Annotated in this window: 10 protein-coding genes; 2 read left to right on the top strand and 8 right to left on the bottom strand. The window is 69.6% G+C overall.

Annotated elements, in window-relative coordinates; all coding sequences use genetic code 11:
* Window positions 1–63: 63 nt before the first annotated feature.
* Window positions 64–507 (top strand): peptidase M23, encoded by a 444-nt coding sequence (locus EER30_RS50065; protein ID WP_432417582.1) that lies wholly within the window; start codon window positions 64–66, stop codon window positions 505–507.
* On the opposite strand, the gene EER30_RS33340 is transcribed toward EER30_RS50065, so the two are convergent.
* Genes EER30_RS33340 through EER30_RS33355 form a run of 4 tightly spaced genes read right to left on the bottom strand, consistent with a single transcriptional unit; the run spans window position 411 to window position 4448 of the window.
* Window positions 411–1412 (bottom strand): nitroreductase family protein, encoded by a 1002-nt coding sequence (locus EER30_RS33340; protein WP_205650529.1) that lies wholly within the window; start codon window positions 1410–1412, stop codon window positions 411–413. The genes EER30_RS50065 and EER30_RS33340 overlap by 97 nt on opposite strands.
* Window positions 1409–2470: a GNAT family N-acetyltransferase gene (locus EER30_RS33345; RefSeq protein WP_127504651.1), complete on the bottom strand. Its 1062-nt coding sequence runs from the start codon at window positions 2468–2470 to the stop codon at window positions 1409–1411. Before EER30_RS33345 ends, EER30_RS33340 begins: the two co-directional genes overlap by 4 nt.
* The gene (locus tag EER30_RS33350; RefSeq protein ID WP_127504652.1) at window positions 2467–2916 is read right to left on the bottom strand and encodes a DUF4188 domain-containing protein; all 450 of its coding nucleotides are present in this window, start codon (window positions 2914–2916) and stop codon (window positions 2467–2469) included. The genes EER30_RS33345 and EER30_RS33350 overlap by 4 nt, the downstream gene beginning before the upstream one ends.
* Entirely contained in the window at window positions 2913–4448 is a 1536-nt protein-coding gene (locus EER30_RS33355) for a phenylacetate--CoA ligase family protein (protein ID WP_127504653.1), read from the bottom strand. Before EER30_RS33355 ends, EER30_RS33350 begins: the two co-directional genes overlap by 4 nt.
* 185 nt (window positions 4449–4633) lie before the next feature.
* On the opposite strand from EER30_RS33355, the gene EER30_RS33360 reads away from it, so the two are divergent.
* Window positions 4634–5050, top strand: a complete 417-nt coding sequence (locus tag EER30_RS33360; RefSeq protein WP_127504654.1) for a hypothetical protein — start codon at window positions 4634–4636, stop codon at window positions 5048–5050.
* A 3-nt stretch (window positions 5051–5053) separates the two neighbouring features.
* On the opposite strand, the gene EER30_RS33365 is transcribed toward EER30_RS33360, so the two are convergent.
* The 4 genes from EER30_RS33365 to EER30_RS33380 all read right to left on the bottom strand — a co-directional run bounded on the left by EER30_RS33365 (window position 5054) and on the right by EER30_RS33380 (window position 11133).
* Window positions 5054–7126 (bottom strand): amidohydrolase family protein, encoded by a 2073-nt coding sequence (locus EER30_RS33365; protein ID WP_127504655.1) that lies wholly within the window; start codon window positions 7124–7126, stop codon window positions 5054–5056.
* A gap of 440 nt (window positions 7127–7566) precedes the next feature.
* Window positions 7567–8883: a carbohydrate-binding protein gene (locus tag EER30_RS33370; RefSeq protein ID WP_240670466.1), complete on the bottom strand. Its 1317-nt coding sequence runs from the start codon at window positions 8881–8883 to the stop codon at window positions 7567–7569.
* Between the two features lie 209 nt (window positions 8884–9092).
* The gene (locus tag EER30_RS33375; protein WP_127504657.1) at window positions 9093–9425 is read right to left on the bottom strand and encodes a contact-dependent growth inhibition system immunity protein; all 333 of its coding nucleotides are present in this window, start codon (window positions 9423–9425) and stop codon (window positions 9093–9095) included.
* Between the two features lies 1 nt (window position 9426).
* Window positions 9427–11133, bottom strand: coding sequence for an RNase A-like domain-containing protein (locus EER30_RS33380; RefSeq protein WP_127504658.1), 1707 nt, complete (start codon window positions 11131–11133; stop codon window positions 9427–9429).
* Between the last annotated feature and the right edge of the window lie 287 nt (window positions 11134–11420).

Consider the following 11420-nt stretch of genomic DNA (forward strand, 5'->3'; position numbering starts at 1 on the left):
GACTTGCGCGCGTTGTTTGTGATCGCCCTCGCTGTACTGGCCGGGTTTGTCCTAAGTCCACTCATGCGCGCCGAGGCCGACTGCAAACCGGCCCCGGCGGCAGCCCCCGACGGCTGGAGCAACGAGCAGGTCGCCATGGCCCGCGTCATCGTCACCGTCGGAACCGACCGGCGGGTGCCCGACGAGGCCCTGGTCATCGCAGTCGCCACCGCGATGCAGGAGTCGAGCCTGCGCAACCTCAAGGGCGGCGACCGCGACTCCATCGGCCTGTTCCAGCAGCGCCCGAGCCAGGGATGGGGAACGCCGAAACAGCTGACCGATCCGAGGTATCAGACCGGGAAGTTCTACGACAAGCTGCTGCGCGTCGACGGCTGGCAGAAGATGCGGGTCACCGAGGCGGCCCAGGCCGTTCAGATCTCGGCCTTCCCGGAGGCGTACGCGAAGCACGTTCCCGCGGCCACCAGCCTCGTCGACATGCTGAACGCCCCCGCCTCCTGCACGGTGTGAGGCAGGCGGGCCGAGCGGGCCGGCTCGTGCAGCGGATGACCGACGCGGAAGACGGCGGCCGGCGTCGCGCCCACCCGATCGCTCAGGCGAGCCGCGGTGTCCGGGCAGTCCAGCAGCTGGCTGAGCGGGTGGACGGCCAGCCCGAAGCGGGCCAGCAACAGCCAGGTCCGCAGCAGGCGCCGGCCCGTGTCCCGCAGATCGTCCTCACGCCTGGTCACGACGAGCACGCTGCCGTCGTACCGCAGAAGGTGGTGACTGGTCGCCGCGAGCAGGGCGGGCAGCCCGAGCCGCCGCATCAGCGGATAGGCCCGCAGCGCACCGGAGAGCACCCGCGCCTCGACCCGGCTCAGACCCAGCGCCCGGTCGGTCAGCCCGTCGCGGTGATAGCGCGGGTCGCGCGGGTTCAGCCGAAGCCAGGAACGCAGCTCACGGGCCACCGGCGGGGCGCCGAACATCCAGCGATCAGCCACCGTCAGATCATCGGCCAGGGCACGGCTGCGCACGTGCACGATCCCGCCCTCGAGAGCGGCGAGAAGAACCAGATCCAAGAGCCCAGGCGCGTACGGTCCCCGCGCGACCCGCCGTGCGTCGACGTCCACGCGGTGGAAGATCGTGTCGTAGCGCTGCGCCGCCGGCACCAGCCGGATCCGCCGCGGATCGCTGAGGTCGCACGCCACGGACAGGCCCGCGTCGGCCGCGACGATCAGGCAGGTCTCGGCGAACGCGCCCATGCTCAGGGCCAGGTCTCGCCCGGTCGGGTCGGAGTGGGGCAGCGACCGGTCGGGGTCGACGCCGATGACGATCTCGTCGGCGCGGTAGTCGATGGTCCACGGCTGGGTGTTGTGCGCGCTGGGCGCCCGCCGGAACAGCGACTCGTGCTCACGAAGAACATTTACCCAGGTCATGTCGCACCTCTCTGATAGAAGGTGTATCCGTGCAGGGGCCGGCCGCCGGCCCGGCGATAGGACGCGGCCGACGCTTCGTTGTCGCGTTCCACGAAGGTGCTGCGCAGCGTCCGGTAGCCGCCCGCTTCGAGATGCCGGTGCACCTCGCGGCTCAGCAGCGTCATGTAGCCCCGGCCCTGCGCGCCGGGCACCACGCCCTTGATGACGAGCACCGCGTCGCGGCGGTAGCGCGACCGGGTGGCCAGCAACCGCACCTGTTCGACGAGGCCGAGGCGGCCGCCGGTGCGCATCAGGAACTCGGAGATGTCGGGGACGGCGACCACGAACGCCACCGGCCGGCCCGCCTTCTCCAGCCAGACCAGCAGGCCCTCGTCGAGCAGGAAGGCCAGGCCGTCGGTCTGCTCGGCGAGCTGGGCGGCCGAGATCTCGGTGTAGTAGCCGAGCTGGGCGAAGCTGGCGTTCAGCATCGCGCGCAGGATCGGCAACTGGTCGCGCAGCCCGCGGCGGGAACCGTGCCGGATCACCAGGTGTTCGGCTTCGAGGCGACGGTCGTCGAACCGGTAGGACGCGCCTGGAACCTCGACGACCCACGTGTCGGCCTCGAAGCGGCGGGTGAAGCCGTGTCGTTCGTACATGGCCGGGTAGTAGGCCGGGTTCCACGCCGAGTCGACGAAGCCGCGGGCGTCGAAGCCGCTGGTGATGACGCCGCCGGTCTGGTTGGGCAGCAACGCCACCGGGCCGAACAGCGCGCGTCCGTCGGCGGCGCTGCTCACGACGCCGGTCAGCGCGGTGAAGACGGCGTCGTCGTCGACGAACTCGGTGTGCCCGAAAAGCTGGCGGGGGCCGGCCTTGGCGTCGAAGGCCGCGTCGCGGTGCGTGCTCGTGCGGCCGACGACCCGGCCGCGGCTGTCGCGCACGACGTAGAGCGCGGCGACCCGCCGGTGCCTGGCGATGACCGACTCGGGCAGGGGCACGTACCGGTCGCGGGGGTGCAGCCGCAGCGGCAGCTCGCAGAAGTCGCGGAGGTCGGCCCGGGTGCGTACGAGGGTGGCTTTCATCCGCGGTGCACCGCCGGGCCTGCGTCTTCCGTGGACAGCGGCGTCCAGGTCGGCATGTGCGACAGGGTGTTGTCCTCGGCCCGCCACGCGCCGTTGCTGTAGCCGTGCGGCTGGGCGGCGAACAGCCGGATGAAACCGGCGGTCGCGTTGCGGCGGTCGCCGTCGTCGGTGAGCCAGCACATCAGGTCGCGGTGGTGGCGACTGCGGGCGAACTTGAGCATCGCGTCCTGGTCGCTGAAGAAGGCGATCGTGCCCAGCGTGTACGGGAACCGGTAGTAGACGGTGTGCCAGCGGTATCCGGACATCCGCTTCATCTGGCGGATCATCGGACCCCAGGCACGGATCGTACGGAACATCGCACGCGGCCCGGAGTAACGAGTGGCTCCGATGAACATCGCGCCGGCCCGGCCCTGCGGCGGGGCGGCGGTGAAGTCGGTCGTCCTCATGCCGCTTGCCCCTTCACCAGGTAGACGTTCTTGATCCTCGCTTCGGTGAACGGCCCTTCGCCGTGCTCGTGAACGACGACCCGCACATCGGCGGCGGACGGGTCCTCGGCGATCGACTCGGCGAAGTCGCGGCTCGAGCGGGTCAGATGCGCCAGCACCCCGACCCGGCACGTCTCGGCCAGCAGATCGTTCTGCGCGGCGTCAACACGTACGCCCGAACGCAGTTGAAGGTGGACCGTCGGGCGGCTCTCCAGATCGGCGCCCTGCACCAGCTCGAGACAGAAACCCTCGAGCAGATGCGCGTACGGATTGTCGTCGTACAGGCCGTACTCGATGTCCTGGGGGTAGAGGTTCGCCCCCATGTACGAGATCGTGCTGTCCTTGCGCCCGAACAGGAACAGCAGCGGCAGGTGCATCCCGTCGACCCGCATCGCCGCCGTCGCCTCGGCCCGCGCGCCGGGATCGCTGATGGCGTCGAGAAGCTCGGGCAGCGTGGCCAGCCGGCCCTCGTCGCCGATGTTGTAACGCACCTTCGGGTTCACCACGGCGGTCGAGTTGATCGTGCACAGGATCTCGGAGTCGGCCGTGGTCTCCAGGTACGTTTCCAGAGGGTTGTACTGGAACACCATCGGCAGCCGCTCCTCCCCCGGTCCGAGCAGCCGGGCCCGCAGCTCGGCGTCGGTGCGCAGCCGGCGGCGGACCCACACGCTGAGCTCGGTCTCGCCGGCCATGCCGATGGTCAGGTCGCTGGCGCCGTAGCCCGAGCGGACCTTGCGGAAGCGCTTCTCCAGGTAGTCGCGTAGTGCCTCGGTCATGCCCTCGCCGCCGACCAGCCCCGAGATGCGGTAGTCGGCCCACGGGAACCGTTCGGCGTCGAGCTCGTCGAGCAGGCGCTTGAGGAACGGCGGGTACGCGGTCACCACGTACTCGAAACCGGGGCCGAAATGCCGCAACGTGTCGATGATCTTGCGTACGTCGGGACCGATGTTCTTGACCATCGCGATGCGGGACATGGCAATGCCCGTGTTGGTGCCGGTCGCCCACGCCCCCATCGAGTAGGCGTTGATGACGAACCGCCGCTTCCCCGGGAAGATCATGGTCGCGTACGCCGCCAGGTTGCGATGCGTCGACGCCAGCTCGGCCCGGCTGCGGACCCAGTTGAACGGCTGCCCCGACGACCCGGACGACTCGTCGACCACACTCCCGGCGACCTCGAACCGGCCGTTGCGGCACCGCTCGTGCTCCGGGTAGGCCCGCACGTAGCCGGCCTTGCTGGTGGGCGGGTAGCCGGCCAGGTCGAACCAGCGGAACTCCCACCCGTTACGGCGCAGGAAGTCGGCGTAGGCCGGTACGTCGAGGGCGGCGAACTGGCAGGTCATCCAGGCGTTCAGGCGGGCGAAACCACCCATCCGCGGCCGGTAGTGCCGGGCCATGAAACGCCACACGGCCGGGTGCGACCGGTAGAGAGCGTAGGTGCCGCTGAGCGCGTAGCTGACAAGCCGGAGCGTCCACTGCCGCAGGGTCGATATCACGGGTATGACGCTATGAACTCCCGCCCGTCAGCACGTCCCCACGGCTACTCAACCCTTCTGAGTACGCGACCTCAGATGTCGCGGAGCCGTCCCGGCTGTGCTTGTCCGGGTCTTTGCCTCACGGTTACGTGCCAGCCGGTCCCATGATCGCGTTCCGCGCTCGATCGACAGCGGACGGTGACGGCATGAAGAAAATCGCCTGTGTCCTCATCGCCGCCGCCGCTGTCACCGTCGCCGCGATCCCGTCCCCCGCTGCCGCCGCCGTGGAACGCACGCCGCGGTGCACCTCCGTGCGACCCTCGCCGGACTTCTACGCCGGTGGGCGGGTCGCCTCGACGCCGATCGACGCCCGGTGCACGACCGTCTCGATCTCCCACGTTCGCGACGTTGCCCGCCCGTCGGACAGGTGCCAGACGTTCCTGGTCGCCCTGCTCTCCGCCGACGGACGGGATCCCACCTACACCGAGCCGGTGCGGGTCTGCTCGCCCTCAACCCGGACGCGCACGGTGATCGCCACCGGCGTTCCCGCCGGGTCGCAGTTCCGCGTGCTCTACCAGGTCGACTATCTCGAGCAGTCCGTTCGCTTCACGGTCTGGCGCTGATTCTCAGGCCCGCGCGTTCTCCCACATCACCGTGTACGCCTCGGCGCCGTTCAGCAGGTCCCGGCGCAGCGCCGTCGCGTCCGGGCCGGCCTGGTTGATCGCGTCGACGATCCAGTCGGCGTAGAGGCCGTACTGGGCCACGCCGTCGGTGTTGAGGTCGAACGTGCGGGAGCCGTACACCTGCTTGGTCACCTGGGTGCCGTTGGTCGCGGTGAACGGGTAGGTGAGCGGGCTCGACCCGGCGTTCAGGCGCGGGGCGGCCTGCACACCGAGACCGTTCACGTCGGTGCCGACCCCGTACCCGCTGATCCTCGAGCCGTTGGCCAGACCCTTGTTGGCCCGCCACTCCTCGAGGAACGTGGCCGTGTCCTGCCCGTCGTCCGAAGCCGCGAAGGCGTACCCGGCGACGAACCCGCCGACCCCGAGCATCCGGTTCACCATCGTGGGATCCGACCAGCTGTGCACCGACGCGACACCCGGATAGTTCGCCTGCTCGGCCAGGTCCAGCACGGCGGACGCGGCCCGCACGCTCATGTGATCGATGTGGATGATCATGCCGCGGTCCATCATGCGTTCGATCAGATAGCGTCCGAGCTCGGTCAGACCACGTACGTTGCAGATCTTGCCGCTCGGATAGACCGGCAGGATCGCCCCGGCCGGCAGGCCCACCCCGAGCTGCAGCAGCCGGGCGAAGTCGTCGTTGACCAGCGGCTGCTCGTTGTCGGAGGGCCCGGTGCACGAGGTCGCCTGCCACCAGTGACCGGTCGAGATCAGGTTACCGACGTTGACCGCGGCGCCGGTGACCCCCTCGTCGAAGCGGGTGCCACCGAAGGCGTTGTCGAACTTGTGCACGGGGTAGATGCCGCTGACGCCCATGCCGGCCAGCTCGTCGAGGCCCGCGTCGATCTGGGCCCGGGTGCACTGCGGCACGTCGTTGACCTCGCGGCAGCCGAAGATCTCGGAGTTCTCGACCCCGATGGTGACGGCCAGCTTGCCCTGGGCGGCGATCTGGCGCACCTGGGCCGGAGTCGTGGCCAGCCGGAACCAGCCCCGGCCGGGACCGCCGCTGCGGGCGTCCACATAGTCCTGCATCTTGCGCAGATAGGTGGCCTGGGCGCGGATCTGGTCCATCTCGTCGCAACTCGTGTGTTCCAGGGTCAGGCCGCAGATCACCCGGTTCGCGACCAGCAGCACGTTCAGCACCCGCTGCCCGGACTTCCAGGATCGTTCAAGGCTTCGGAAGTACGACGCCTCGTGCAGCATCGTGTCGTGCTGCGGCCAGTCGCCGAAGGTGGGCCAGCCGTCCTCGGCCGAATTGATCGGATCGGTGCCGGCGATGATCGCCTCGAGCAGCGCGCCCCAGCCGAGAGTCGCATGCGACGGACAGCCCTTGAGCGCGACCGGGGCTCCGCCCGGGGCGTACGCGTCGCCGCAGTGCAACGATCCGCCGAAGGCCTCGGCCGCGGTGACGTGCGCGTGGGCGTCGATCCAGCCGACGAGCTTGCCGTTGGCGTCGACGCCGGGAGCCGGGGTTCCGCTGATGCCGGTGGCGATGTCAGGGATGGCGGCGCAACCGGAGGCCGGGGCGAGCGCGATCGTCGAGTTACTGTTGCCGGCGCCGAGGCCGCCGAGGTAGACGCCGAGCTGCTGACCGGTCGCGGTGGAGACGAAGCGGTAACGGCCGTCGGCCACGCTGACCGTCCAGTCGGCCCGATCACCGTACGCATCACCGGCCCACACCCAGCCGAGCACGCTCTGATAGGGCGGCTTGCCGGTCGAGTCCCTGAGCAGGTAGCGGCCGAGCTGCGTGGCCTCGAACCGGAAGGGCTCGGCGCCGGCCACGGTGTTCTTGAACCCGTAGCCGACAGAATCTCGCCAGACGTAACCGCGAGAGGTCGCCCCGTCGAAGACCTGCAGCGTCGCGCACAAGCCTTCCAGGTCGTTCGCAGGGCTCCACGACGCTGATGCGGCTCGGGCCGCCGAGGCGGGCGCCGCCGCACCGGCAGACCCTGGCGCGGCCCAAGCTCCGACGAGCCCGAGCATGAGCACCAGCAGCCCCGCGGCCAATCGGCGCATACGTACGCCCCATCGCCTTCCGCGATGTCCTCCACTGACCGATGCCGGGGTCGACGCACTGGTGGACGGCAGCCTCGACATGGGAGCCCCCTCTGCTTGATCGCTGTCGGGCGAGTGTAAGAAAGCTCACACCTCATTCATAGATGTAAATGTGAAATTTTCTCTCAGACGCGTTCTCCACCGAACCGGCCGCCTCGCGCTCGGCCCGCATCCCACGTGACATGCAGAACCGGACGCAACCAGCCGGCGGACGCCCGACCCGGACCGCCAACGACAGACGTCCACGGCGAAAGCTTTCCATCGGGCAGGACTCGGCGTGAACGCGCAGGAGCCGGCGCGAACGCGCAGCACCCGGTGCGAACACGCAGCACCCGGCATGAACGGGCAGGGCGCGGCGAGCGGGGCCGGGCGCGTCAGCGGCGTCCGGCCCCTCGATGCGGTCAGCGGCGGAACTGGATCCAGTTGACGTTGACGAAGTCGTTGGGCTGGCCGCTGGTGAAGGTCAGGAAGACCGTGTGGCGGCCGGACACGTTCGCTACGTTGCCGGGGACGGAACGCCAGCTCTGCCAGCCGCCGGTGTTGCCGATCGCGAAGCTGCCGATCGGGGCGTTGCCGCGGCTGTCGACGCGTACCTCGACCAGGCCGCTGATTCCGGACCCGGCGCCGGAGGCCACGCGGGCCACGAAGTCGCGGACGCCGCCCGAGCCGAAGTCGACGTTGTCGAACTGCACCCAGTCGCCGCCGCGGATCGCGCCGATGTTCTGGCCGCCCTCGCTCGACGCCTCCACGATCACGCCGGACTGCGCGTTGAACGATTCGGCCTGGATCTGCGAGTACGCGTCCCGGACACCACCGGGAGGCGGCGTTGTCGTCGGCGGCGGGGTGGTGCTGCCGCCGCCCCGGGTGTAGACCGCCACGTAGTCGACCAGCATCGGGTGGCCCGGCACGGTGGCCGCGGTCGGCGTGCCGAAGCCGGCGACGCCGTTGGGGAAGCCGCCGCCCATCGCCACGTTGAGCAGGATGTGGTAGCCGGCATGGCTGGTCATGTTGGTCCAGTGGGGTTCGCCGACCTGGTTCTGGTTCACCGAGTGGAACTGCTGACCGTCCACGTACCACCGCAGTTGGTTGGGCGAGACGCTCCGGTCCCATTCGAAGGCGTACGTGTGGAAGTTGCCCTGGCAGGTCGAGCCGGGGCAGGCCCGCGAGGCGCCGATGCCGTTGGTCTCGTTGCACGGCCCGCCCGGGTTGACGCCGCAGTGCAGCACACCCCAGACGGAGTTGATGCCGTTGACGTTCTCCATCACGTCGAACTCGCCGATGACCGGCCAGCTGTACCGGTCGGCCCGGTACGGCGCGCCGAGCGCCCAGAACGCGGGCCAGTAGCCGAGGGCCGCGTTGCCGGTGACGTTCGGCATCTGGATGCGGCCCTCCATGCGCAGCACGCCGCCGGACGGGGCCTTGAAGTCGGTGCGCTGCGTCTCGATGCGCGCCGACGTCCACTGGCCGGAGCCGTTGCGCAGGGGCGTGATGCGCAGGTTGCCCGAGCCGTCGTGGGCGACGTTGGCGGTGCTGTTCGTATACGTCTGGATCTCGCCGGTGCCCCACTGCGGCGGGCCGCCGGGGTAGCTGGTGCCGGTGTCGATGATCCAGTTGGCGCTGCTGGGCAGGGTGTTGGCGGCGCCGGTGAAGTCGTCGGCCCAGACCTGGGTCCAGCCGCTGGGCGGCGGAGGCAGGGCGGCGCCGGCGGAGACGGCCATCGCCACCGAACCGGTGACGACGACGGTCGCGGTTGCGACGGCCAGGAGGCGGGTGCGGATAGTCATGGACATGCCCTTCTTTTCGGGCTGCACACGCTGACGGGGATAGAGCGCTCTCAGAAAAGTTTCAAGCGCGTTACGCAGGGCTGTCAATATTAACAACTATCGATGCCCGTTCGGGCAAGCCCGGCACCCGCCCGGCCCGCTCCTCAGATCCCGGGCGACCCCTTGAACGGGATGCCCGCGTCCGGCCCCGACGGCGCGGTGAGAGCCTCGGCCACACTGACCAGCCACTCCCGCGTACTGATCTCGTCGAACTCCGGGTCGTAATACGCCCCGGCCTCGGTGAGCCAGATCCGGGACAGGTCCTCCTCGGTGGCATCCGATTCGAGCAGGGTCGCGATCTCGGCCCGCAGCGCCTCGACGACCTCGGCGGATTCGCTGTCGCGGAACCTCTCCACGACCTCGATGGGCTCGTCGGCCTCGTCCTGGAAGTCCTGGTGGAAGTACGACTGGGCGAGGTAGGCAAGGTTGGTGTACATGTCACGGCTCCGGGAATGAAGTGATGATTCTGAATCCGCCGGGGGCGGTGGGGTCCTTCTGCAGGACGGTCGACACCTGCGAGACGCCGGTCTGGCTGATCGTCCCAGGGGTCGGGTTGGCCTTGTTCTTCGGCCCGAGACGAGTGATGCCGTCGGTCGACGGTATCGGGTTCTTGATGACGAGCCGGTCAGGCTTCCCGCCGGGTCCCGCGGCCGGGGCGGCGAGGAAAGCCGCGATCTGCGCCTGATTGGCCGAGATGTTGTCGGAGGTGGCCCTTTCCGCCACCGTGATGTCGGTGAAGGTCGAGGCGCTCGGAATGGGCCTGACCGCCTTGACGCCCGGGCTCGCCTTCGTTCCGTTCAGACGTTGATCCAGGTCGGCCTGGGTCTTCCCGACGTGGCGGTCGATCGCGTGGCCACCCTGCAACTCCTGAGCCTTGAGGTCGATGCCCCCATCGGTGTTCAGGGGAAGACCCAGAGAGGCCGGTACGGTTCCCGGCGCCGGTGTCGTGAGGCTCGACGGCGTGGCGATCGGTGCGCTTCCGCCCGGCAGGCTGCGCGTTCCGTTGCCGCCAGGCCCGGTCTTGACCGGGATGCCGCCGGCATTCGAGCCCTTGGAGATCTTCGAGCCCGCCACGCCGCCGGCCACTCCGCCGGCCGCCCCGAGAGCGCCGGCCCCGAGGATCGCCCCGGCGTCGAACCCGTCGCCCTCGGCCGCCTGGTTGATGACCTCGGCGCCGGCCTCCTCGCCGAACCCCTTGATCCCCTCCCCCGCGGCCTTCCCGCCGGTGCTGTTCACGAGCGGACCGATCGTCTTGGTGGAGCCGAACGACGTGCCGATCCCGTTGATGCTGCCCTTGCCCGCCTTGGTGACGGCCGGCGCCACCTTCGCGACCACGCCGGCCCCGGCCTTGACGCTCGCACCCGCCGCCTTCAGCAGCGAACCGCCGGGAACCAGGCCGACCAGCCCGAGCAGGAAGTCCCCCGCTTTGAAGTTCCCGCTGGCTATCGCCGATATCTGGGTGACCGCGAAGAGCGCTCCGCCGAGCAGAAGGCCGGCCACCGGGAAGAAGACGGCGACGGCCGCGATCAGCAGACCGAGCAGAATCTGTACGAACGGGAAGTCCGCGAAGAAGTCGGAGATCTTCTGGAAGATGTTCCGTTCCGGGATCGCCTCCGAAGCGGCCCGATCCAGCGCGTCGGAGGCGACTCGTTCGGCGGTGTCCCGCATGCTTTTCGCCTGCTGCGCCAGGCTGCGCGCGGCCGACATCTGCTGCTGCGCGGCCTCGATCTCCTGCTGCTGCCGCGCCTGCTCGGCCTGCTGCTCGGCGGTCGGCTCGGTGCCGCCGGCCGCGTCGGCCACTGAGCTCACGACCCCGGCGAGCGACTTCGCCGCCGTCGCCGCGACCGGTTCGGCCTGGTCGACCGCCCGGTCGAACGTGTCCTGCGCCTCTTGCAGCTGCGGCAGGTAGGCGCGGTAGGCGTCCGCGGCGTCATGATAGGACTGCGCGGTCTTGCTCAGCTTGTCGGGCAGATCGTCGCCGATCTTCTCCCGCAGCTTGTCCATCGCCGAGCCCCGGCCGCGAGCGACGTCGCCGTCCCGCTTGAGGACGTTCAACGCCTTCTCGGCCGCGTCGCCGATGTCGCCGTACCGTCTGATGACCCCCTGGATCTCGTCCGGATCACCGGGTACCGGGTCCGAGCTCATCCCGACGAGCTCGAAGTCCGCTGGCGTCGCGTGTCGCCGAGCCATCCTCACCTCTCCAGGTCCCTGGGGACGCCACCGGACGACGTCCCGGGACACACGGAACGGGGTCTCCCTTTGGTTCAAGGCCGTGACAAGTCGAACGCTGACGCCCGTACGACCGGCCGCGCTTACCTTTGGCAGGGGCTCAGCCCTCAAGCGTAGGCACAAATAGCGCGTCGTCACGCTTCCGGACAGGTCCCGCGGCGGTATCGTTCCCTGTCGTCGACGCAGCGGCGCGCGAAGGGGGC

The sequence above is a fragment of the Actinoplanes solisilvae genome, assembly GCF_003999975.1.
GTDB classification, from domain to species: domain Bacteria; phylum Actinomycetota; class Actinomycetes; order Mycobacteriales; family Micromonosporaceae; genus Actinoplanes; species Actinoplanes solisilvae.